The organism is Nakamurella aerolata, from assembly GCF_013002705.1.
Taxonomy (GTDB): domain Bacteria; phylum Actinomycetota; class Actinomycetes; order Mycobacteriales; family Nakamurellaceae; genus Nakamurella; species Nakamurella aerolata.
The window spans coordinates 153,312-175,410 of the sequence record NZ_JABEND010000005.1; the positions used below are offsets into that span (position 1 = coordinate 153,312).

The 22,099-nt window shown below is 70.1% G+C and carries 19 protein-coding genes; 8 read left to right on the forward strand and 11 right to left on the reverse strand.

Annotated features, from left to right (window positions below; genetic code table 11):
* The first annotated feature begins 172 nt into the window (after window positions 1-172).
* The 3 genes from HKD39_RS10645 to HKD39_RS10655 all read left to right on the forward strand — a co-directional run bounded on the left by HKD39_RS10645 (window position 173) and on the right by HKD39_RS10655 (window position 2,495).
* Window positions 173-670, forward strand: a complete 498-nt coding sequence (locus tag HKD39_RS10645; RefSeq protein ID WP_171199847.1) for a MarR family winged helix-turn-helix transcriptional regulator — start codon at window positions 173-175, stop codon at window positions 668-670.
* 113 nt (window positions 671-783) lie between these two features.
* On the forward strand, window positions 784-1,398 hold the full coding sequence (locus tag HKD39_RS10650; RefSeq protein WP_171199848.1) for a cysteine hydrolase family protein: 615 nt from the start codon (window positions 784-786) through the stop codon (window positions 1,396-1,398).
* An 8-nt stretch (window positions 1,399-1,406) separates the two neighbouring features.
* Window positions 1,407-2,495: an FUSC family protein gene (locus HKD39_RS10655; protein ID WP_171199849.1), complete on the forward strand. Its 1,089-nt coding sequence runs from the start codon at window positions 1,407-1,409 to the stop codon at window positions 2,493-2,495.
* On the opposite strand, the gene HKD39_RS10660 is transcribed toward HKD39_RS10655, so the two are convergent.
* The gene (locus tag HKD39_RS10660) at window positions 2,419-3,153 is read right to left on the reverse strand and encodes a MerR family transcriptional regulator (RefSeq protein ID WP_171199850.1); all 735 of its coding nucleotides are present in this window, start codon (window positions 3,151-3,153) and stop codon (window positions 2,419-2,421) included. The genes HKD39_RS10655 and HKD39_RS10660 overlap by 77 nt on opposite strands.
* A 108-nt stretch (window positions 3,154-3,261) precedes the next feature.
* On the opposite strand from HKD39_RS10660, the gene HKD39_RS10665 reads away from it, so the two are divergent.
* Window positions 3,262-3,678 carry a hypothetical protein gene (locus HKD39_RS10665; protein ID WP_171199851.1) on the forward strand — a complete coding sequence of 139 codons (417 nt, stop codon included), beginning with the start codon at window positions 3,262-3,264 and terminating at the stop codon, window positions 3,676-3,678.
* Window positions 3,679-3,777: 99 nt separating this feature from the next.
* Here HKD39_RS10665 and HKD39_RS10670 read toward each other — a convergent pair whose 3' ends face one another.
* Window positions 3,778-4,860, reverse strand: a complete 1,083-nt coding sequence (locus tag HKD39_RS10670; protein ID WP_171199852.1) for a site-specific tyrosine recombinase XerD — start codon at window positions 4,858-4,860, stop codon at window positions 3,778-3,780.
* Window positions 4,861-5,065: 205 nt separating this feature from the next.
* On the opposite strand from HKD39_RS10670, the gene HKD39_RS10675 reads away from it, so the two are divergent.
* Entirely contained in the window at window positions 5,066-7,306 is a 2,241-nt protein-coding gene (locus tag HKD39_RS10675; protein WP_171199981.1) for an NADP-dependent isocitrate dehydrogenase, read from the forward strand.
* Here the strand turns inward: HKD39_RS10675 and HKD39_RS10680 are convergent.
* Both HKD39_RS10680 and HKD39_RS10685 read right to left on the reverse strand, forming a co-directional pair.
* Complete coding sequence (locus HKD39_RS10680; protein ID WP_171199853.1) at window positions 7,275-8,507, reverse strand: MFS transporter; 1,233 nt, start codon at window positions 8,505-8,507, stop codon at window positions 7,275-7,277. The two genes, HKD39_RS10675 and HKD39_RS10680, sit on opposite strands and share 32 nt — an antisense overlap.
* Window positions 8,508-8,515: 8 nt before the next feature.
* On the reverse strand, window positions 8,516-9,337 hold the full coding sequence (locus tag HKD39_RS10685) for an alpha/beta fold hydrolase (RefSeq protein ID WP_212754420.1): 822 nt from the start codon (window positions 9,335-9,337) through the stop codon (window positions 8,516-8,518).
* Between the two features lie 107 nt (window positions 9,338-9,444).
* On the opposite strand from HKD39_RS10685, the gene HKD39_RS10690 reads away from it, so the two are divergent.
* Together HKD39_RS10690 and HKD39_RS10695 are read left to right on the forward strand one after the other, a co-directional pair.
* A complete protein-coding gene (locus HKD39_RS10690; RefSeq protein WP_171199855.1) occupies window positions 9,445-10,248 on the forward strand; it encodes an arginase family protein in 804 nt (267 codons plus the stop codon).
* Window positions 10,245-10,619 (forward strand): MerR family transcriptional regulator, encoded by a 375-nt coding sequence (locus HKD39_RS10695; protein WP_246232416.1) that lies wholly within the window; start codon window positions 10,245-10,247, stop codon window positions 10,617-10,619. Before HKD39_RS10690 ends, HKD39_RS10695 begins: the two co-directional genes overlap by 4 nt.
* Before the next feature lie 91 nt (window positions 10,620-10,710).
* On the opposite strand, the gene HKD39_RS10700 is transcribed toward HKD39_RS10695, so the two are convergent.
* Window positions 10,711-11,298 carry an NUDIX domain-containing protein gene (locus tag HKD39_RS10700; protein WP_425488445.1) on the reverse strand — a complete coding sequence of 196 codons (588 nt, stop codon included), beginning with the start codon at window positions 11,296-11,298 and terminating at the stop codon, window positions 10,711-10,713.
* Window positions 11,299-11,353: 55 nt separating this feature from the next.
* The gene (gene pyrG / locus HKD39_RS10705) at window positions 11,354-13,204 is read right to left on the reverse strand and encodes a CTP synthase (RefSeq protein ID WP_171199857.1); all 1,851 of its coding nucleotides are present in this window, start codon (window positions 13,202-13,204) and stop codon (window positions 11,354-11,356) included.
* A 381-nt stretch (window positions 13,205-13,585) separates the two neighbouring features.
* Here pyrG and HKD39_RS10710 point away from each other — a divergent pair, with 381 nt between their 5' ends.
* Window positions 13,586-15,931: an exo-alpha-sialidase gene (locus HKD39_RS10710; RefSeq protein ID WP_171199858.1), complete on the forward strand. Its 2,346-nt coding sequence runs from the start codon at window positions 13,586-13,588 to the stop codon at window positions 15,929-15,931.
* 129 nt (window positions 15,932-16,060) lie between these two features.
* On the opposite strand, the gene HKD39_RS10715 is transcribed toward HKD39_RS10710, so the two are convergent.
* The 5 genes from HKD39_RS10715 to HKD39_RS10735 form a co-directional block, all read right to left on the reverse strand.
* The gene (locus HKD39_RS10715) at window positions 16,061-17,002 is read right to left on the reverse strand and encodes a copper transporter (protein ID WP_171199859.1); all 942 of its coding nucleotides are present in this window, start codon (window positions 17,000-17,002) and stop codon (window positions 16,061-16,063) included.
* Window positions 17,003-18,172 (reverse strand): putative cytokinetic ring protein SteA, encoded by a 1,170-nt coding sequence (gene steA / locus HKD39_RS10720; protein WP_171199860.1) that lies wholly within the window; start codon window positions 18,170-18,172, stop codon window positions 17,003-17,005. It abuts the gene before it with no gap.
* Between the two features lie 145 nt (window positions 18,173-18,317).
* Window positions 18,318-20,147 (reverse strand): DNA repair protein RecN, encoded by a 1,830-nt coding sequence (recN, locus tag HKD39_RS10725; RefSeq protein ID WP_171199861.1) that lies wholly within the window; start codon window positions 20,145-20,147, stop codon window positions 18,318-18,320.
* A gap of 30 nt (window positions 20,148-20,177) precedes the next feature.
* The gene (locus HKD39_RS10730) at window positions 20,178-21,029 is read right to left on the reverse strand and encodes an NAD kinase (RefSeq protein ID WP_171199983.1); all 852 of its coding nucleotides are present in this window, start codon (window positions 21,027-21,029) and stop codon (window positions 20,178-20,180) included.
* A gap of 189 nt (window positions 21,030-21,218) precedes the next feature.
* Window positions 21,219-22,079: a TlyA family RNA methyltransferase gene (locus HKD39_RS10735; protein WP_171199862.1), complete on the reverse strand. Its 861-nt coding sequence runs from the start codon at window positions 22,077-22,079 to the stop codon at window positions 21,219-21,221.
* Window positions 22,080-22,099: the final 20 nt, after the last annotated feature.

Below are 22,099 nucleotides of genomic sequence, written 5' to 3' on the forward strand. Positions count from 1 at the left end.
ATCCGGCCATCCTCTCGTGTCGTCATCCCGACGATCGAGCACGAGCCTATGTCAGCGGGCGGCGCGCCCCGGTTCGCGCACGCCGACGGCCACCGGACGCATCCGCTTCCGCCGCACCAGTCGGACTGCCGGTATTTAGTTATGCAGCATCATTATGTGCCATAGTAGTGCTATGGACACCGCACAGGCCCGCACCTTCCGGCTCCAGCTGATGGCGCTGTACCGGCGCCTGCAGTCCGAACACGTGCAGCAGCTGCCGCTCGGCGACCTGCGGGTGCTCGGCGCTGTCGACCGGCTCACCACCGCGGCGGCCGCCCCGGCCGCCGGATCCGCGAGCCCGCCGGGCCCCACCCCGAGCGACGTCGCCGCCGACCTGCATCAGCAGCGCCCGAACATCGCCGCGGCGGTGCGTCGGCTGGCCGCCGACGGGCTGCTCGAGCGGGTACCGGACGGAACGGACCGGCGCCGCGGTCGGCTGCTGCTCACCGACCTGGGCCGCGACGTGCTGCACCGGGACCGGCAGGAGCGCGAGGGCTGGCTGCGCGCCGCCGCCGGCCAGCGGCTGTCGCCGGCCGAGGTGGACACCCTGATCGCGGCCGGCGAGCTGATGCAGCGGTTGGCCGACACCGAAGGCACCGACCGGACCGGCAGCGCCGTGGGGAAACCGTGACCACCACATCCGGCACTTCGCCCGCGGAGCGGGCCGCGGCCGCCGGAGCAACCGTCAAGCCTTTCCCGAGCCCAAGCGCCAAATACCAAGCGCCGTACCAAGAAGGAGACTCCATGACCAACCAAGCCCGGACGGACACCACGCAGCGCACCGACACTGCGCTGATCGGGCTGGACTACATCGTCGACATCATGCATCCGGATGGGTTGATTGCCAGGGCGGCGCGGCATGCCGCCGACCGCGATGTTGTCGGCCGGTTCAATGACGCACTCGCCACGGCCGCCGGCAATGGCTGGCTGACCGTGCTGGTCAAGGTTGGTTTCCAACCCGGATACCCGGAGCTGCCGGCAACCTCGCCGATGTTCGCCGGAGCCGGCAGACTCGGCGCGCTGCGGCTGGACGGACCGGGAACCGCCTTCCACCCGGAGCTGGACGTCGACCGGGCCGATCTGGTGGTCAGCAAGCCGCGGGTGAGCGCGTTCTACGGCACCGCACTGGACGCGGCGTTGCGCGCCAACAACATTCGCCGACTGGTGCTGGCCGGCGTCAGCAGCAGCTGGGCGGTGCAGAGCACCGCGAGAGACGCGCATGACCGCGACCTCGAGGTGGTCGTCCTCGAGGACGCCTGCGCCGCGGCGACCGAGCGAGAACATCACGATTCCATGCAGTTGCTCGGCACCATCGCCACCATTACCAACACAGCGCAGCTGGCCGATCTGGCCGCCTGACACCGGCGATGACCTCCGTCCGCACCGCAAGGCCATGGCCGCCCGGTTGGCCACGACATCTGACGCCGGGGCGCTGGCGCGTGGTGTTCTGGGAGTTGGAACGCGACGCCCATTACAACTGGCGGGTCGGGCTGCGGGTCGGGTTGACGGTGGCCGCCCCGCTGCTGCTGGGATTGCTGACCCACCAGGTCGCGGCCGGCAGCGTCGCTGGCATCGCCGCCTGGCTGCTGGCCATCGCCCCGACGGCACCGACTGGCAAACAGCGCTGCTGGCAGAACCTGCGGCGGGCCGCGCTGTTGTCAGCCGGGTACCTGCTCGGCCTGGTGGCCGGCACCGTCGGGGTCTCCCAATGGTGGCTGGCGGCGATCTTCGTCGCCGCGCTCGGGGCGCTGACGCCGGTGCGGTGGATCGCCATCACCCCGCTGATCTGTCTGATCGTCGGGCTGGATCCGCCGGCCGGTTTGAGCTTCGGCGCCGCGTCGTGGTGCTTCGGCGGCGGTTGCCTCTGGGCAGCGCTGGCACTGCTGATACCGATCGGCGGTCGGCACCCGTCGACGAGTTCCGTTGCCGAACAACGACTTTCGCTGCGGCAACACGTACGGCAACGTACCCCTGAGTTCCGGCACGGCGGGCAGGTCGCCGTGCTGTGCACGGGGCTGTTCGTGCTGCTGACGGTGCTGGAATGGCCGCATGCCGGCTGGCTGCTGGTCGGTGTGCTCACCACCCTGCGACCCAGTTGGGCGGCAACAGAGGCAAGGGTGGTCAAGCGCAGCATCGGCATGGCCGGCGGCGCACTGCTCACCGCGGCAGCGCTGGCGATCGGTCACCACTCGCCGGCCTGGGCCACCGCCGCTCTCATCGCCGTATTGGGGGCTGCCGCCCGACCGTTGCGGCAGCTGAACTACGGGTTCTGGCCGGTGCTCGGGACGCCCACCCTGTTGCTGCTGGTGGATCTGGGCACAAGGCTCGACGGTGTCGCACCCGAGTTCAGACTGCTGAACAATCTGTTGGGAGCAGCCTTCACCCTGCTGGCGGTGACGGTGCTGTGGCCGCATCCGGACCAGCGTCCGCCGCGCCGGGAGCCATCTGATCGATGAGCGAGCGGTGCGCCAATCGGCGCAGCGCCAACAGAACCGGTTCGTACAGCGCCGTCCCGAGCACCGAATAGCTCACCGCCTGCTGCGGCGTCATCGCGGCGATCGTTTTCAGCTCTTGCTTCGCGACCGACAGCATTGCCGCCCCGTAGCGCTTGGCACGGGCGTCGTCCCACGGCAGGCCCGCCTGTTCCAGGCCGAGCAACGCCGCCTCCAGCTGCGCGGTGGCCGGCCAGTTCGGATCGAACTCCATCCCCAGCAACTCAATGGCGCGCCGGGCCCGCGGATAACGCACTGGGTCGCCGGGCTCCCGCGTTCGAGTGTCTGCCGGCTCCGGCCCTGCCGGGTCGGCCGACTCCCGCATCGCCGCGTCGGCAGGCAAGACATACGGTGGCAAGGCCGATACCGCCGCTCCCATGGCCAGCACCGGATCGTCCGCCGGGTGGTCGATCAGCCGCAGAATGTCGCGCACCCTGGCCAGCGGCAGCTCACGGACCGCGGTCAGAGCACTGATCAGCCGCACCCGGTCGACGTGCTCGGCTCCGTACTCCGCTCGGGTCGCTGCGGTGGTTTCGCCCTTGTCCAGCAAGCCTTCTCGCAGATAGAACTTCAACGTCGGCACCGACACACCGGTGCGCTCGGCGAGCTCCGATATCCGCATGTCCGCTCCTTCGATCCCGGTCATTCTTGCATTGGATAGTACTCATGTCTAATACTGGGTACTGTCACTATCCAACGCCCGCAACGCCCGAACAGCTAGGACCCCGCCATGCATCCAGCGCTCGTCATTGCCACCGGAGCCACCGTCCTCACCGTCATCGGCATCATGTCCGGCGGCACCTTCCTGCTGCGGGTCAGCACCGCAGGCAGCGCCTTCACGCCACTGCAGAAGACCTTCTTCCGGGCCGGACACGCGCACGCCGGTGTCTTGGTGATCCTTGGCCTGGTCTGCGCGCTGTTGCAGAGCGCCGCCGGAGTGCCTACCGGGTGGACCTTCGCCTCGCTCGGGGTGTTGGCCAGCGCGCTGCTGATCCCCGGCGGGTTCTTCTTCTCGGTGATGGGCAAGGACGTGACCACACCGAACCGGCTGATGGCCGTGCTGTGGGTCGGTGTCGCCGTGCTGGCGGTGGCGTTGTTGATCGTCGGCATCAGCGTGATCGCCGCCGGCATCAACGCTCTGGGCTGAGCGATGTCGGCAATCCGGGTCCAGTGGCCCCGTCGATGCCCAAAAGTGGGTCGAGAACCCCACGCGACCCCGATTGACGACATCGCGCGGTCGGGCTGTTCAGCGGGCCCGCGGATGCGAGGTGGCGTAGACCTCGCGCAGCGAATCGACGGTGACCAGTGTGTAGATCTGGGTGGTGGTCACCGATGCGTGGCCGAGCAGCTCCTGCACGGTGCGGACATCCGCCCCGCCCTCAAGCAGGTGGGTGGCGAACGAGTGCCGCATGGTGTGCGGAGAGACACCAGACCCCTTGCCGTGCACGGCATCCGGATGTTGCTCGGAGTCCGAGCTACCATTCTCCGCCACCAGGCCGATCCGTTCGGCGGCGTCCCGCAGGACCTTCCATGCACTCTGCCTCGAGAGCCTGCTGCCGCGGGCGTTCAGCAGCAGCGCCGGCTCGGCCTTGCCGCCCTTGGTCTTGCGAGCCAGCTCCGGACGGCCGCGCACCAGGTAGGCCTGCACCGCGGCGGCCGCGAACGAGCCGACCGGGACGATCCGCTCTTTCGACCCCTTGCCGAGCAACCGCACCACCGTCAGCGCCGGGTCGGCAGCTCCGGATGCGGCCACCGGCTGAGAATCGAGGTCGTCGACGTCGAGCCCGACCACCTCCGAGATCCGGCCGCCGGTGGCATACAGCAGTTCAAGCAGCGCCCGGTCACGTAGACCCAGCGGATCGTCCGTCGGCACCGACTCCAGCAGCCGGGTCACGGTGGCGACATCCAGCGCCTTGGGCAGCCGTTTGCCGGGAGCCGGTGGGTGCACATCGGCGGAGGCGTCGATCTCGGTGAGTCCTTCCGCCAGCAGGAAGCGGTGCCAACCGCGCACCGCGACCACGGTGCGTGCGGCCGAGGACGCCGCCAGCGGCGGATGCTGCTCCGTGCCCTCGCGCAACGACATCAGGAATTCACTCACCACTTCGGCGGTGAGCCGGCGGACGTCGCCGATGTCCCGCTCGGCCAGGAACTCCAGATAGCGGTGCAGATCCCGCCGGTACGACAGCAGAGTGTTGCGCGCCGCCCCACGCTCCACCGTCAGGTGATCGAGGTAGCCGCGCAGCGCCTGCCGCAGCGCAGGAGCCGGCTCCGGGCCGGTGCCGGGAACCGCCGCGCCGTCGGCCGCGGTGTCGATCGAGGCGGGTGGCATGAGCAAACGGTAGACGGCCGGCGGCACGACCTCGGGGAGGCCGGTGGCCGCCGGTGCGACCGGTGCGGCGCTCGCGTTAGACTCGAACCGCAAACAGTACGCGTGTACTGGTGACGGGCTGGTGGCCCCGACGGCTCCCCGCGCCAGGTGAACCGAAGGATCCCAGATGAGCGCACCCAGTTCAGCCGCTGCCCCCTCCCCCGCTGTGGACGCATCGACGATCATCTACACCCACACCGACGAGGCTCCGCTGCTGGCCACCTATTCGTTCCTGCCCGTCGCGGCGGCGTTCGCCGGGCAGGCCGGGGTGAACCTACAGACCCGCGACATCTCTTTGTCCGGGCGCATTCTCGCCGCGTTCGCCGATCAGCTGCCGGCCGACCAGCAGACCGCGGATGCGCTCTCCGAGCTCGGCGAGCTGGCCAAAACACCGGCAGCCAACATCATCAAGCTGCCGAACATCTCCGCATCGGTGCCGCAGCTGAAGGCCGCGATCGCCGAGCTGCAGGGCCAAGGTTTCGCGCTCCCCGACTACCCGGACGAGCCCAGCACCGACTCCGAACGCGACGTCCGCGCCCGGTACGACAAGGTCAAGGGCAGCGCGGTGAACCCGGTGCTGCGCGAGGGCAACGCGGACCGCAGGGCACCGGCGTCGGTGAAGAACTACGCGAAGGCCCACCCGCACAAGATGGGCGCCTGGACGGCTGATTCCAAGACGCGGGTGCTCACCATGGACGATCACGACTTCTTCCACAACGAGCAGTCGGTGGTGATCGACCCGGCCGGCGACGGTGACACGCTGCGGATCGTGCACGAGGCTCAGGACGGCACCATCACCGTGCTGAAGGACGACATCGCGGTGCTGCCCGGTGAGGTGGTTGACGCCACCGTGATGCAGGTGGCGAACCTGAAAGCCTTTCTGGAGAACGCCATCGCCGAAGCCAAGCGCGAGGGCGTGCTGTTCTCCGTGCACCTGAAGGCCACCATGATGAAGGTGTCCGACCCGATCATCTTCGGCAACGTGGTGCGGGCCTTCCTGCCCGAGGTGTTCAGCCAGTACGGCACGGAACTCGCCGCGGCCGGACTCAACCCGAACGACGGGCTCGGCGCGATGCTGTCCGGGCTGGACCAGCTGGCCGACGGCGGCGCGGTAAAGGCCGCGATCGACCAGGGCATCGCCGACGGGCCGGCCCTTGCCATGGTCGATTCCGACAAGGGCATCACCAACCTGCACGTGCCGAGCGACGTGATCGTCGACGCATCGATGCCGGCGATGATCCGCACCTCGGGACACATGTGGGGCCCGGACGGCAACGAGGCGGACACCATCGCGGTGATCCCCGACTCGTCGTACGCCGGCGTCTACCAGACCGTGATCGACGACTGCAAGGCCAACGGGGCCTTCGACCCGACCACCATGGGCTCGGTGCCGAACGTCGGTCTGATGGCCCAGAAGGCCGAGGAGTACGGCAGCCACGACAAGACCTTCCAGCTCGAAACCGCAGGCACCGTCAAAATTGTGGGCAACGACGACAAGGTCTACACCGAGCACGACGTTGACGCCGGCGACATCTGGCGGGCCTGCCAGACCAAGGACGCCGCGATCCGCGACTGGGTGAAGCTGGCCGTGAACCGGGCGCGGGCGTCGAAGACGCCAGCGGTGTTCTGGCTGGACGAGGCCCGCCCGCACGACGCCAATCTGATCGCCAAGGTGCGCGAGTACCTCGCCGAGCTGGACACCGACGGACTTGAGATTCAGATCCTGTCGCCGGAGCTGGCCACCGCGTTCTCGCTGGAGCGAATCCGGCGCGGCGAGGACACCATCTCGGTGACCGGAAACGTGTTGCGCGACTACCTGACCGACCTGTTCCCCATCCTGGAGCTGGGAACCAGCGCCAAGATGCTGTCGATCGTCCCGCTGCTCGGCGGCGGCGGGTTGTTCGAGACCGGCGCCGGAGGATCCGCACCGAAGCACGTGCAGCAGCTGGTGACCGAGAACCACCTGCGCTGGGACTCGCTCGGCGAATTCCTCGCGCTGGCAACGAGTTTCGAGCATCTGGCGACGACAACCGGTAATGCGCGGGCTCAGGTACTGGCCGACACCCTCGACGCCGCCACCGGCACCTTCCTCAACGAAGACCGCTCCCCCAGCCGCAAGGCCGGCGAGATCGACAACAGGGGCAGCCACTACTACCTCGCGCTCTACTGGGCCGAGGAGCTGGCCGAGCAGACCGCGGACGCCGAGTTGGCAGCGGCTTTCGCACCGGTTGCGAAAGCCTTGCGGGACAACGAATCCACCATCAACGACGAGCTGCTCGCGGTACAGGGCAAGCCGGTGGAGCTGGGCGGCTACTACCGCCCGGACGACGCCACAGCCGCCGGGGTGATGCGTCCCTCGCCCACGCTGAACCAGATCATCGACGCGCTGGCCCCGGCCCAGCGGTAACAGCGAACACTCGCCGGTAGGTCGCCGCGGTCACCAGCAGGGTGGCCGCTGCGACGGCGGCGGAGACCGACGGCAACAGCACCGGCCGCGGATCGCGCGGATCGCCGAGCAGGAACCCGCCGAGGGCGGCACCGCCGGCGATGCCCACCTGGAAGGCGGTCACGTACCAGGCCGACCAACGCTCGGCGCCCGCGCCGGCCAGCCGGATCACGGTGCCCTGCAACCACACCGGCAGACCGCCGATGGCCGCTCCCCACACCAGGGCTCCGGCGACGGCGGCCGGCGCTCGGTGCGTCGAGACGGCGACGGCGATCGTCCCGAACGCCAGCAGGAGTGCACCGGGCAGCGCGGCCGCGAGCACACCGGGACGGCGATCCAACGTCCGGCCGACCAGCGGCAGCGCGGCCAGCCCGGCGACGCCGAAGCCCGCCAGCAGCAACGGATATCCGGCTCCGGTGATGCCGGATCCGGCGGCCAACAGTTCAAAATAGCCGTAGCTGACATAGTGTCCGGTCACCACCAGCGCGGTGACCGCGCAGACGACCACCACCGGCCATCGACCGCGGCGGGCGCGTCCGTCCGCCGCTCCCGATACCGGCGCCGATGTGGCTGTAGTAGCGCCGGGCAGCAGCACCCGCAGCGCGGCAGCCATCCCGAGGGCCAGCCCCGCCGTCGCCAGAGCCGTTGCCCGCCAGCCGATCTGGGCACTCAACCAGCCGCTGGCCGGGGTCCCGACAATCATCGCCGCCGACGCCCCCACCATGGTCACGGCGGTTGCCCGCCCGGCGCGCCCCGGCCCGGCCAACTGCACGGCCAGCACCGGCACCACCGCCCAGGCCACGCTGTGACTGGCGGCCGCCACCGCCCGCCCGAGCATGGCGAGCTGCAGGCTGGGGGCAATCGCCAACAGCGTCTGCCCGAGCGCCAGCAGACCGAGCGCGGCAACCACCAGCGTGCGCCTGGACAGCCTGGCCGTCAGTGCCACCGACGGCACACTCAGCACCCCCGCCACCACGGCGTAGCCGGACAGCAGCAGCCCGGCGGCGCCCGGGGTGGTGTGCAGCCCGGCCGCCAGCTGCCGCAGCGAGGCGATCGGCAGCAGTTCGGCGGTGAGGAAGGCGAACAGGCAGCCGGCGAGCGCCACCAGCGCCGGTCCGCTGCGGCGGCCGGCGGATTCACCGACGGTAGCGGCCTTCGACACCGCCGAGCTCATAGTGCCTGTGCCGTCAGGAATCCGCGGATGTCGCCGATCCAGCGTCGCTCCTCGTCATCGGTGAAGATGTGCCCGGCGTCCGGATACTCGATCAGCTCCGCTCCGGGAATGCCCGCGGCGAGGTCGCGGGTGGTGCTGGGCAGCACCAGCCGGTCCTGTCCGGCCGCCATCACCACGGTGGGCACGGCAATGCCGGCCAGCAGCGGGCGGATGTCGACGCCGGCAACCAGCTCGGCCTGGGCCGGCCCGCCGGGTTCGAAGCCGGCACTGATCTGCTGGCGGGCAACGGTTTCGGCTGCCGGGTCGAGTTGCGCAAGAGTGGCCGGCGAGCTGCCCGCGGACAGGATCAGCGCTGCCAGGGCGTCGGTGTCGCCGACGGCGGCCAGCGCGCGCCAGGCGGACACCACGCTGCGCAACTGGGCGTCGGCATGGCCGAGTCCCACCGTCAGCAGCAGCCCGGTCACCCGATCCGGATACCGGTGCGCTGCCGTCACCGCGACCGCGCTGCCCAGCGACATCCCGAGAATCGGGAACCGGTCGACACCGGCGGCATCGGCCACCGCGATCAGAGTGTCGGCGAGACCGTCGAGCGTGAGCGGCGCGGCGCCAAGCGCGCTGCCCTCGGTCCCCGGGTAGTTGGCCCCGAGCAGCGTCCGCTCCGAGCCCAGCGCCTCGATCACCCTGCCGAAGTTCGCCGGGATGCTGCCGCCGGCGCCGTGTGCCAGCACCAGCGCGGGCCCGGTCCCGGTCCCGGCACGCACCGTGCTCACCCCGGCCAGTCGGTCGGAATCTGGCACAGCCACGTCATCTGTCGTCACGTTCGCGACGCTAGGCATTCACATCGGCGTCAAGGTCAAGCGCGAGGCGCTGACCTGCGGAGTTGCCGCGGCCGGAGCGCCGCAACGGCAGCGGCTAGGGTGGCCGGGTGTCGGTCATCCTTTCGCCCTTTCATCTCGACGAGCAGCTGAGCGGGCCGTGGCCGCTGCCGCCCGACGTGACGCTGACGCCCGACCTGCCCAGCGGATCGCCCTGGGAGCGGATGGCGGTGATCTCCACCGGGATCGCCGGCGCCGTGGCGGACAGCTGCCGGCGCGGAGACGTTCCGGTGGTGCTGTCCGGAGACTGTGTCGCTTCGCTCGGGGTGGTGGCCGGCGTGCAGCGGGCCGGCGTCAACCCGTCGGTGGTGTGGCTGGACGCGCACGGCGACGTGCAGACCGAACAGACCAGCACCTCCGGGTACCTCGGCGCGATGCCGATCCGGCAGCTGGTGGGCGGCGCCGACCGGACCGTGCCGGACACCACCGGACTGCGGCCCGTGCCGGAGCAGGCGGTCACCCTGCTCGACGGCCGCGACCTCGACCCGCCGGAGGCGCGCTACCTCGCCCAGTCTCAGATCCGGCAGCAGCCAGTGGGTCCGGTAGCGGTTCAGGGTCCGATAGTGCTGCACGTCGATGTCGATGTGGTCGAGTCGGGCGAGCTCCCCGGGCTGTTGTTCCCGGCGTCCGGCGGGCCGAGCCTCGACCAGGTGGTGGCCGCGATCGGCGAGATCCGGCGCAACAACCAGCTGGCCGCGATCAGCCTGGCCTGCACCACCGAGAATCGCACCAGCGCCGCCGTGCTGCGGATCGCCACGGCGCTCACCGAACCCCACGAACAAACCCCATCGCCGCACCGCGTCAGCCCGAGTGCCGGACCGGCAGCCAGAGACGAAAGGTCGGACCCCGCATGACCATCGCATCGCACCCACGTCATCGGTCAGCTCTGCTGGTGGGTGAGCTGGCCGCCGCCACCGGGGTCAGCACCCGCGTGCTGCGCTACTACGAAGAGCAGGGCCTGCTGTGCCCCGAGCGCTCCAGCACCGACTACCGGCTCTACCCGCCGGACGCCGTGCAGACGGTGCGGCAGATCCGCGGGCTCCTGGATGCCGGCTTCTCCACCGTCCAGATCCGCGCGTTGTTGCCCTGCGCGCGGGGCGACGCGCCCGAGATCGAGCTGTGCCCGCAGGTGGCCGCACTGATGCGGGAAACGCTGCAGCGCATGGATTCGGCGGCTGCTCGGCTGGACGAGCAGCGCACCAGGGTGCGAGCACTGCTCGACTGACAACCCGCCATCGCGGGTCAGCTGGGTTGCCCGCGCAGCGCCCCCGCGGTGTCGGCGGTGTCGGCTGATACGGCAGCCAGCCGGAAGCGAGCTACCAACGCTCGTCGCTGGTCAGTTCCGGGCGCGGTGACGACTCCAGCGCCGGGCCGTCGCACCATGGGGAGTCGGCCGGGCGCAGCGGCAGCGGGTCGGTCAGGAAGCGTTGCGCGGCAAGCAGTCCGGCGACGCAGCTGGCGTTGACGATGTGCCCGTCGAAGACGGCCAGCACCGCTTCGTCCAGATCAACCCAGGCCAGCCGCAGGTCCAGTTCTTCGGCATCCGCCTCGCCGGCCCGCGCGCCGATGGTCAGCCCGCGGGCCAGAAACACCCTGATCGACTCGGTGGTGAACCCGGGCGACACCGCCAGGTCCACCAGCACCGCCCAGTCGGTGGCGGCGAGGCCGGTCTCTTCGGCCAGCTCCCGCTGCGCCGAGGCCAACGCCGGTTCGCCATCGATGTCCATCAACCCGGCCGGCAGTTCCCAGAGGCGATGCCCGAGCGGGTGCCGATACTGCTCGATCAGCGCGACCCGGTTCTGCTCGTCCAGCGCCACAACCGCCACCGCCGTGGTCTTCGCGGCGACCTCACGCGCGGCGACAGAGCCGTCCGGCATCTCCACCTGATCCACCCGCACCGTCATGATGCGGCCGTCGAAAACCGTTTCGCTGGAACGGATGTCGTAAGTTGCCACGGGATCAGCCCGCGGTGCCGGCCGGGGCCGGCGCCGCGGCGGCCGAAGCGGCCGGGGCGGCAGCATCGCGGGTGCCACCGGTCTTGGCGGCCGGCTCGTCGCCTGAGCCCGAACCGGAAGCGGCCCCGGAACCCGAGCCGGCGGCGCCACTGTCACGGTCGCTGTCGGCGTCGGTCTCCACCGGCAGCCGCTCCCCCTCCAGATAGTCCAGCGCGGCCCGGACGAACGCGGCGAACAGCGGGTGCGGCCGGGTCGGCCGGGACTTGAACTCCGGGTGGGCCTGGGTGGCGACGAAGAACGGGTGCAACTCGCGGTCCAACTCGACGAACTCGACAAGGGAACCGTCCGGCGAGGTGCCGGACAACCGCAGGCCGGCCTGCTCCAGCCGGTCCCGGTAGCCGTTGTTCACCTCGTAGCGATGCCGGTGCCGCTCGGAAACCGTTGTGCTGCCGTAGATCTCGGAGACCAACGATCCATCGGCCAGCACCGCGGGGTACGAGCCAAGGCGCATGGTGCCGCCCATGTCCTTGTCGCCGGCCACCACGTCGGTCTGGTCGGCCATGGTGGCGATCACCGGATCGGGTGTCTCCGGGTTGAACTCGGCGGAGTCGGCAGCTGCGATCCCGGCGAGGTGGCGGGCACTCTCGATCACCAGGCACTGCAGGCCGAGGCACAGCCCGAGCAACGGGATCTTGTTCACCCTGGCGTAGTTGATGGCACCGATCTTGCCCTCGATGCCGCGCACCCCGAAACCACCGGGAATCAGCACGCCCTGCACCCCGCGCAGCGCCTTCTCGGCACCCGCCGGGGTTTCGCACTGATCGGACGGCACCCAGACGATCTCCACCTTGGCGCGATGCCCGAAGCCGCCGGCCCGCAGCGCCTCGGTCACCGAAAGATAGGCGTCGGGCAGGTCGATGTACTTACCCACCAACGCGATTCGCACCGTCTCGGTCGGCCGGTGCACCCGGTCGAGCAGGCCACCCCACTGGGTCCAGTCCACGTCGTGGAAGCTCAGGTTGAGGCGCCGTACCACATAGGCGTCCAATCCTTCGCTGTGCAGGACCTTCGGGATGTCGTAGATACTCGGCGCGTCCGGCGCGGCCACCACGGCCTCGGCGTCGACGTCGCACATCGACGAGATCTTGCGTTTGAGACCCTCCGGGATCTCCCGGTCGCTGCGGCAGACCAGGGCGTCCGGCTGGATGCCGATGTTGCGCAGCGCCGCGACGCTGTGTTGGGTCGGCTTGGTCTTCAGCTCGCCGGACGGCGCCAGGTACGGCACCAGTGAGACGTGCAGGAAGAAGACGTTGTCGCGGCCGACGTCGTGGCGCACCTGCCGGGCGGCTTCCAAGAACGGCAGCGACTCGATATCGCCGACGGTGCCACCGATCTCGGTGATCACCACGTCAGGGACGATCCCGTCTTCGCCCGGCTCCGCCATGCCGATGATGCGTTCTTTGATCTCGTTGGTGATGTGCGGGATCACCTGCACGGTGTCGCCGAGGTACTCACCGCGCCGCTCCCTGGCGATCACCCGTGAGTACACCTTGCCGGTGGTGACGTTGGCCCGCTCGGACAAATTGCGGTCAAGGAAACGCTCGTAGTGGCCGATGTCAAGGTCGGTCTCGGCGCCGTCCTCGGTGACGAACACCTCGCCGTGCTGGAACGGGTTCATGGTGCCGGGGTCGACATTGATGTACGGGTCGAGCTTCTGCATGGTGACCCGCAACCCGCGGGAGGTGAGCAGCCGGCCGAGGCTGGACGCCGTCAACCCCTTGCCCAGCGAGGAGGCAACGCCGCCGGTGACGAAGATGTGCTTGGTGAGGTACGTCTGGGCTGCTAGCGGCGGCAAAACGGCTCCCGTTGTCCGAGGGTCAGTACTGGTCTACGCACAGATGCAGGCAGAAACACCCTGACGAAACGACAAGAGCGGCGTCGCTACCGTTGCCGGTTCGCGATCGCCGCTCAAGAAGATTCGCCGTGTTGCCCACGGGACTTCATAGTAACCCAGATCCGTCCGCGCGCGCCCTTCTGCCGACGCGACACCCGCCGAGCCACCCCGCCGGGGCCGGCGTGAGCTCGCTGGTGCGCACGCCGGCCAAATATGACACGGTGTTTCACACACCACTCGATCGGCTCGTTCCGGTCGCGGTTGCCTTCCTCGGGGATCAGCCAGGCCACCGCGTCCGGGGAGCTGATGTCAGCCCAAGAGTCGACCCCATGAGAGGGAACAATGACGTTCAACTCACGCCCGAGATCCAACTCGCGCCCGAGATCCCGGCCATCGAGCGCCATCGCGCTGCTCGCCGTCGGAGCGCTCGCCGGCTCCGTGGTAACCGTCGGACTGTCCGGCGCCGGCAACTCGCCCGGAGTGCTGCAGGCGGCGAGCGCCTCCGGCAACACCATCGCCGGGCCTTACGACCCACCCGACCCGGGCCCGGCACCCATCGAGAACGGCTTGCCGGCAAATCAGCCGGTGTTGTCCGGTGGTGCCATGTGGCATCCGTGGTCGCCCGGCCCCGGCGAGCTGGGAGCCAATCCCCAGGCCTTCGCGATCGACCAGGTGTTGCCCGACGGGCGTAGCACCAAGAAGGTGCTCGCCAACTGGACGAGGAACGAGGACTCCCCCGGCGCCAAGCTGAACAGCGGGCGGGTGGTGTCGCAGGACAACGGGCTGCTGTTCGAGCCGTACAAGGCGCTCCCGGCCGCCTTCACCATGATGGCCGGCACCAAGCTCAGGGACGGCTCGGTGCTGTCGGTCGACTTCGTGCCGACCCGCGACGCCGACGGCCTCGACAAGTTCGACGTCTACCGCTCCACCGACAACGCCACCACCTGGACCAACTGGCGCGCGCCGATCATCGAGAACCAATGGGACATCAACTGGTACCGGATCCACCGCGACATGGTGGAACTGGATGACGGCACCCTGCTGCTCGGCGGGTACGGCAACGGCAAGATCGACGGTGTCCAGAAGGGGTACAGCTTCATCTTCGCCTCCACCGACGGCGGCAAGAGCTGGACCCAGCGCGCGGCGCTGAACGCCGGATCGTCTTACAGCACCAACGAAATGGGCTTCACCCGTACCGCCGACGGACGGCTGGTCGCGGTGCTCCGCCCGGACGCCGCCGGGCCGAACCGGCTGCCTGAGCCGATGCTGCAGACGTTCTCGTCCGACAACGGCAAGACCTGGGAAGCGCTGAAGCCGTACGTACCGCCGGCCGGGATGCCGCCCGGCGGCATCATGCCCAAACCCATGCTGCTGCCCAACGGCCAGCTGCTGATGACCTACGGCCGTCCCGACAACAACGTGGTGGTCTCGCGCGACGGCACCGGCCGCACCTGGGACGCCGGCGTCAATCTCTACTCCCGCTATCCGGGCGAAAACATGTTGCGGCGCTTCATGGGTTCGTCGGGGAACATGGACGTCACCGCCAGGGACAACTCCTCGGCACTGGCGTTCGGCGACAACTGCCACAACATCTGGTTCTGCCGCGAGTACAGCCACGACAACGAGGGTTGGACCAGGGTGGTCGACGCCAAGGCTCCTGGCATCGGCAGGCTCGACCTGGCCACCAAGGTGCAAGCCGGCACCGTCACCCTCAGCGGCAGCGTGCTGCCCGCCGACGCCCGGTTCCCCGAGCAGCGGCTGCAGGGCGCCGTTGACGGCTCCGGTGAGTACCGCGCCGCTGCCAGGTTCGCCAGCCGGGCCGCCGCCGCCCGCGGTCTCACCATCGAGCTGGACCGGCCCACCATCGTCAACCGGTTCGGGTTGATGATGGGCAAGGGTGAACCCGGCGCGGCCAAGGTGCAGTTCTCGATGGACGGCAAGACCTGGGGTCGCCCGGTGACAACGGGGCAGCGCACCGACTTCGCGATGCGGTATCAGGACGTCACACCGGTGTCGGCGAAGTTCGTCAGGATCACCGGAGACGGTGCCACCCCGCTGACCGCGGTGACCGAGTTCGAGCTGTACAGCGCGAACACCTACACCTTCGAGAACGATCCGGTCGGCTCCACCCCGCGGGGCATCACCGACGCCCGCTACGCGCTGGTGGCCGACGAGGGCACCATTCCGCAGTACAACCACTCGCGCACCCGATTGGCCTTGCAGGACAACGACACCGACGTTCGTGCCCAAGCCAGGATTCCCAACCCGACGCCCGCGGCAACCCAACGCATCACCTTCGGCTACGAAGGCTTCGGTTACGGCTCCGGCGCCATCTGGGAGATTCTCGGCACCGGCGCCGACGGCAAGGAAGTGGTCGCCGACCGGCTGCTGTTCGCCCCCGCGTACAACCCGAACCGGCATGTGCTCAAGCAGTGGAACGGCAGCGACTGGCAGGTGGTCGGCGAGGCCGGACCGTTCGTACCCAACCGCGGCTGGATCGACATCGATCTGGTCAGCAACGGTTCCGGCAGCACCGTCACCATGAACGGCGTGAAGATGGGCACCAGCAGCAACCGGCTGGCGCAGGTCGGCACCTTCACCGGGATCAGGGTGCTCACCGGCCAGAACCCGCAGGATGTCGGCAACATGGAGCACTCGTACGACGACATCACCTTCAGCACAAGCTGATCCGGTCTCGGGCCGCGGGTTGAAATCCCGTCAGCTCGTTACCTGCGCAACAGACGGCAACCGGCCCCCGGAGATTCTTCCGGGGGCCGGTCGCCGTGTGGTGCTGGGTTGTCAGGGTGATGGCGCCGCTCAGCCGACGGCCAGCGCAGGGACCGGGCCCTGCGCGCCGGTGCCGCTGCCGTACTGACCGACCCCGCCACCGTTCTGCTCGACCAGGGCGAGCACCGCGGCCAGCTGCCCTGCGGTGGTGTTGGCGTCGTCGACGGTGCTGACGGCCTGGCTGCGGATGCCGTCGCCGCGCACTGCGCCGACAACGCCCTGCGGGGTGGCCGAGCCGTCGCGACCGACCACCACCACACCGCCGGCCGACTTCTTCAGCTGGGTGGCAAGATCGGCGACCGCCGCGGCCCGGTCGGCTTCCGAACCGCCGGACTGCTTGCCGCCGGTCAGCACCAGCACCAGCCGGCCAGGCGTCTGGGTGCCGGACGCGGTGAGGTAACCGGCGCCGGACAGCGCCGACAACGCGGTGGTGGCGTCGGTGGCCGACGCCGCGGTCTTGCCCGCCGGGTCGGTGACCAGCACGGAGCCGAGCAGCGCGCCCGTCATGGTGCCGGCCGAGGCGACGTCGGGGAGCACACCCTTACCGGCCGGAACCGACTTGGCGACAAGCGATTCCAGCTCCGAGCTGCGGCCCGGGTCGGTGAAGTTCTGGGTCAGCTGCAGCTGCGAGGTGACCTTGGCGCCTGCCTTGCCGAGCAGCCCGACGATGGCGTCGCGATCGCCCGGGTCGGCGTCCTGGGTACTGATCAGCACAACGGTGGCCTTGGGCAGGGTGCCGCGCACAGCCAGCTGGCTGACCGAACCGGCCAGCCGCTGGTCGGACGCGACCTGCGCGGACAGGTCGGTGTTCTGCTGCTGCAACGCATCTCGCTGTGCGGTCAACTGGGCGTTCTCGTCCTGGTTGCCCACCAGGATCGGCGATTGCACCTTGGTCGCGCCAAGAAAGATGCCGAGCGCCAGCGCCAGGAAGACCGCCGCGATCGACATGATGTGGTACCGCATGGAAATCATCTAGAACAGCCCCTTGACCCAGTTGACGAAGTTGTCCCAGCCCTGACGGGCGAGATCGGCGTAGGTGCCCGACACATCGGAGTAGTAGATGGCGACCGCGATCGCGACCAGGGCGGCGACCACAAGGATCAGCACGACCCACCAGGACACCTTGGGCCGGTACAGCTTTGCGACCGCGGGGGCCTCAACGACTTTCTCGGACACCCGCATCCGCACCAGGAAGGTGGAGGCGGAGGAACCGCGGCCACGGTCGAGCAGTTCGGTGAGCGAGGCGTGCATGCCGACCGTCACCATCAGCGAGGCGCCGTGGGCATCGGCCAGCAGCAGCGCCAGGTCTTCGGAGGTGCCGCTGGCCGGGAAGGTAACGGCACCAATCCCCAAGTCCTGCAAGCGTTCAAGGCCGGGCGCGTGCCCGTCGGTGTGCGCCGGGATCACCACCTCGGCGCGACTGCGCAGCGTCTCGTCCTCGATCCGCTCCGGGTTGCCGACGATCACGTCGGGCTGGTAGCCGCGGGCGATCAGCGCGTCGGCGCCGGAGTCGACCCCGATCAGCACCGGGCGGTAGTCGGAGATGAATCGCTTGAGCTGCTTGAGTTCTGCGTCGGTGTCGGCGCTGCCGGTGACGATCAGCACCTGCTTGCCGTGCATGTCGGTGGCCAGTTCGGGGATGCCGACACCGTCCAGCAGCAGCGTGCGCTCCCGCTTCATGTACTCGATGGCGTTGGCGGCGAACGCTTCCAACTGCGCCGACATGCCGGACTTGGCCTCGATCATCAGATCGGCCACCGACTCGGCGGTGAGCGCCACCCCGGAGGCAACCTCTTCGTCGCCGTGGTACAGGGTGTCCTCGTCGAGGCGCACCTTTGCGCCGTCCCTGAGCCGGACGAAGACCTTCTCGCCGACCTGGTCCAGCAGCGGGATGCCGGCAGCGACCAGAATTTCCGGGCCGAGGTTCGGGTAGCGGCCGGAGATCGACGGTGCCGCGTTGACCACGCCGGCGACCTGCGCCTTGACCAGCGCGTCGGCGGTGGCCCGATCGATGTCGGGCTCGTCGATCACCACGATGTCACCGCGGCCCACCCGGCCGAGCAGCGTGTCGCTTCGACGCGACACCCGAGCGACGCCTGTGATACCAGGTGCCGCATGTGACTGGCGGGACAGAAGTTTCATGTGTGGCATATTGGCAGGCCGCACGCACGGATACCGGGAGGCGCGACGCTCCGGGCGTGGGAATTTGCCGACACGTCATTCGACGGTCGGTCACTGACAGTGACGCTGCGGCCAGGTCAGCGGGCTGCTCCCGGTGCAGCCGTGCTCAGCCGCGGGCGGCGGTCAACAGATCTCTGGCGTGCGCCAGGGCAGCGTCGGTGTCGGTGCCGCCGAGCATGCGGGCCAGTTCGAGTTCCCGGTCGGCGCCCTCCACCACCCGCACGCCGGCGGCGTGCACGCCGGTGTTCTTGCGGGTGCCGGCGGCACCGTCCACCACGTACTGCCGGTCGGCATAGGCGGCCACCTGCGCCAGGTGCGTCACCACGATCACCTGGTGGCTCTTGGCCAGGGCGGCAAGCCGGCTGCCGATCTCGGTGGCGGCGCGGCCGCCGACCCCGGCGTCCACCTCGTCGAACACCAGGGTGCCGACGGTGTCGGCGCCGGCCAGCACCACCTCGAGGGCCAGCATCACGCGGGACAGCTCGCCGCCGGAGGCGCCCTTGGTGATCGGCAACTCGGGCGAGCCGGGGTGCGGCGTCAGCAGGATTTCGACGTGGTCGACTCCGTCCTGGCCGGCGTGCCACCACTGGCCGTCGATCTGCACCAGCGGGGTGTCGGTGGCGGCCGGGTCGGCGCCGGGCTCCACCGCCCTGCCGGTGACGGCGACGCGCAGCGCGGACCGGCTCATCGCGAGCTTCTTCAGTTCGGTGGTCGCCTGCTTGGACAGTGCGGCGGCGGCCTTCCGGCGCCGCGCGGTGAGTTTCGCTGCTGCGGCGGCGACCTCGGCGGCGAGCGTGTCGACCCGCTGCCGCAGCTCGCCGAGGGCCGCGTCCGAGGTGTCCAGTGACGCCAGCTCGGTGCGGGCCGCCTCCGCCCAGGCCAGCACCTCGTCGACGTCGGCGCCGTACTTGCGGGTGAGCGCGCGCAGCTCGGCCTGCCGGGTGAGCGCCCTATCGAGCGCGGCCGGGTCGGCGTCCAAAGTGTCGAGGTAGCCGGCCAGATCGGCGCCCACCTCGGTCAGCACCGACACCGCCTGCTGCACCGCCGGCACCATCCCGGCGAGCTCGTCGTCGCCGCTGCCGGCCAACTGCCTGGCCGCGGTGTCGGCCAGCCCGGCTGCCGTCGGTGCGTCCGGATCGCCGGATCCGCCGACGCCGGAGAGCGCTGCGGCCGCGCCGGCCGCTGCGGTGCGCATCCCGTCGACGTTCTCCAGCCGCTTGACGGTGGCGATCAGCTCGGCGTCCTCACCGGGTTGCGGTGCCAGCGCGTCGATCTCGGTCAACCCCATGCGCAGCAACTGTTCTCGCTGCGCCAACTCTCGTGCCCTGCCGACCCGGTCGGCCAGCTCGGCGCGCGCGGCCAGCCACCCGGCGCGGGCGGTCCGGTAGCCGGCGAGCGGGCCGCCGCGTCCGGACCCGGCCGATCCCGTTGCGCCGCGGGAGGTTTCCGCGGCGGTACTGGTGTCAAGGCCGGCGTAGCGATCGAGCACCCGGCGCTGCACCGACGGGCTGAGTAGTGAGATCGCTTCCTGCTGGCCATGAATCGCCAGCAACTGCTGGCTGATCGAGGCCAGCGCGCCCAGCGGCACCGAGCGACCGCCGAGGTGCGCGCGGGAGCGGCCCTCGGCGGAGACCGTGCGCACGCAGATGGCCGACCCGTCGTCGTCCACGTCGCCGCCGACCGACTCGACGGCCTCGGTGATGGCGCGTTCGGCAGCGGGTGAGGTTGCTTCCCAGCGGGCTTCCACCACGGCGCGGTCGGCGCCGACCCGAACCCTTGCAGCGTCGGCGCGGCCACCGGCGACCAGGCCGAGAGCGGTCACCACCATGGTCTTGCCGGCGCCGGTCTCGCCGGTGACGACGGTGAATCCGGGATGCGGGTTCAGGCCGGCGTCGGCGATCACACCCAACCCGGAGATCCGCAGTTCGCTGAGCACCAACCAACCGTAGCGGGCGCGGCGACGGCGCTAGTGGCGCTGGTCGCGCCAGCCGTGCACCGGCAACGAGAACTTGCGCACCAGCCGATCGGTGAACGGCCCATCGCCGATCCGCACCAGATCCACCGCCTCGGCGCCGCGCCTGGCGTGCACCCGCGATCCCGGTGGCAGCCCGTAGGTCCGGCGGCCGTCGCAGGCCAGCACCCCGTCGTGACCGTCAGGGTCGAGGTGCACCGTCACCACCGAATCCGGACCGACCACCGCGGACCGCGCGAACAGCGCGTGCGCATTCAGCGGCACCACCAGCAGGGCCTGCACGTCCGGCCAGATGATCGGGCCGCCGGCGCTGAATGCATAGGCCGTCGAACCGGTCGGGGTGGACACCAGCACGCCGTCGGCGCCGTAGGCGGACAGCCCGCGGCCGTCCACCTCGACAACCACGTCGAGTACCCGCTCGCGGATGGCCTTCTCCACGGTCATTTCGTTCAGCGCCCAGCAGCGGTACAGCACGGTGCCGGCGACCTCCACCTCGACGTCGACCGTCATCCGCTGCTCGATGCGGTAGTCCCGGTCGACGATGGCGTCGAGCACGCTGTCCATGTGGTCGGCATCGGCCTCGGCGAGGAAGCCGACCCGCCCCAGGTTGACGCCGAGCACCGGCGCCGCGGTGGGACGCGCCTGTTCCGCGGCGCGCAGCAGGGTGCCGTCACCGCCCAGCGCAAGCACCAGCTCCACCGGCGCACCGTCGGTCGGTGGCAGGCCGATTTCCTGGGCCTCGTCGGGCAGGCCGACCAGCTCGACGCCGCCGGCGGCCAGCCGCTTGCGAGTGTCGGCGGCGATCTGGCCGATGTCCGGCCGCCCGGTGTGGGCGACCAGCAGCACGCGCCTCGACCCGTGTTCTCCCTGGTCGCCGTGCCGAGGCGGCGCGGCCGGGTCAGCGCTGCGCTGGGCCCGGTCGGGCGATTCCGGATGGTTGACGTTCACCGTTCTCCTGACGTTTCGGGCTCGCCGCCCACGCGGGACGCGGATGGTTCCGGCGGGCTGGCGCGGTCATGCCTTCCGCCCGCGACGCTACCGGGGCCCGGCCTCGACCGCGGCGTCGATCAGCTTCGTCCAGCTCGCCAGGTCGGTGTCGATGCCGCTCGCCGGATCCGGCTCGGCGGCGTCGGTCCGGGCCGGTCGGCGTTGCAGGCGGACAAAGTATTCGACGTTGCCGCTGGGTCCTGGCAACGGCGACGGCGCGACCGCGCGCAGCGTCCACCCGCTCTCGGCGGCCGCCTTCACCACGTCGACGACGGCGCCGGCGCGCAGCCGGCGGTCGCGCACCACTCCGCCGGCGCCGAGCCGCTGCCTACCGACCTCGAACTGGGGTTTGACCATCAGCAGCATGGTGCCGTCGGCCGTCGTGCAGGCGCTGAGCGCTGGCAGCACCAGCCGCAGCGAGATGAACGACAGGTCGGCAACGGTGAGCTGGGCAGGGCCGCCGATGGCGCCCGGGGTGAGGTCGCGCACGTTCAGGCCCTCGTAGTTGCGCACCCGCGGGTCGGCGGCCAGCCGGGGCAGCAGTTGGTCGTGCCCGACGTCGACGGCGACAACGGTCTCCGCGCCGCGGCGCAGCAGCACATCGGTGAACCCGCCGGTGCAGGCACCGGCGTCCAGGCAGCGACGGCCGCTGATCTCGACGTCAGGGAATGCCTGCAGCGCGCCGAGCAGCTTGTGGGCCGCACGGGACGCCCAGTCGTCCCCGTCGGTGCCGGCGCTCGGGTCCGGCCGGACGACGAGATCTGCTCCCGGCGGCGTCGGGGTGGCGGGCTTGCGCGCGGGTCGGCCGTCGATCAGTACCCGGTCGGCCTTGATGAGCTCGGCGGCGTGTGCCCTCGACCGCGCCAGCCCGCGGCCGACCAGCTCGACGTCCAACCGCGCCCCGGTCATCCGACGCCCGTCATGCTGCA

Excerpts from the sequence above, each read along its gene's own strand:
- HKD39_RS10645 (WP_171199847.1), top strand. The coding sequence starts at position 173 with ATGGACACCGCACAGGCCCGCACCTTCCGGCTCCAGCTGATGGCGCTG.
- HKD39_RS10650 (WP_171199848.1), top strand. The coding sequence starts at position 784 with ATGACCAACCAAGCCCGGACGGACACCACGCAGCGCACCGACACTGCG.
- HKD39_RS10655 (WP_171199849.1), top strand. The coding sequence starts at position 1,407 with ATGACCTCCGTCCGCACCGCAAGGCCATGGCCGCCCGGTTGGCCACGA.
- HKD39_RS10660 (WP_171199850.1), bottom strand. The coding sequence starts at position 3,153 with ATGCGGATATCGGAGCTCGCCGAGCGCACCGGTGTGTCGGTGCCGACG.
- HKD39_RS10665 (WP_171199851.1), top strand. The coding sequence starts at position 3,262 with ATGCATCCAGCGCTCGTCATTGCCACCGGAGCCACCGTCCTCACCGTC.
- HKD39_RS10670 (WP_171199852.1), bottom strand. The coding sequence starts at position 4,860 with ATGCCACCCGCCTCGATCGACACCGCGGCCGACGGCGCGGCGGTTCCC.
- HKD39_RS10695 (WP_246232416.1), top strand. The coding sequence starts at position 10,245 with ATGACCATCGCATCGCACCCACGTCATCGGTCAGCTCTGCTGGTGGGT.
- HKD39_RS10700 (WP_425488445.1), bottom strand. The coding sequence starts at position 11,298 with ATGACGGTGCGGGTGGATCAGGTGGAGATGCCGGACGGCTCTGTCGCC.
- HKD39_RS10710 (WP_171199858.1), top strand. The coding sequence starts at position 13,586 with ATGACGTTCAACTCACGCCCGAGATCCAACTCGCGCCCGAGATCCCGG.
- HKD39_RS10715 (WP_171199859.1), bottom strand. The coding sequence starts at position 17,002 with ATGATTTCCATGCGGTACCACATCATGTCGATCGCGGCGGTCTTCCTG.
- steA (WP_171199860.1), bottom strand. The coding sequence starts at position 18,172 with ATGAAACTTCTGTCCCGCCAGTCACATGCGGCACCTGGTATCACAGGC.
- HKD39_RS10735 (WP_171199862.1), bottom strand. The coding sequence starts at position 22,079 with ATGACCGGGGCGCGGTTGGACGTCGAGCTGGTCGGCCGCGGGCTGGCG.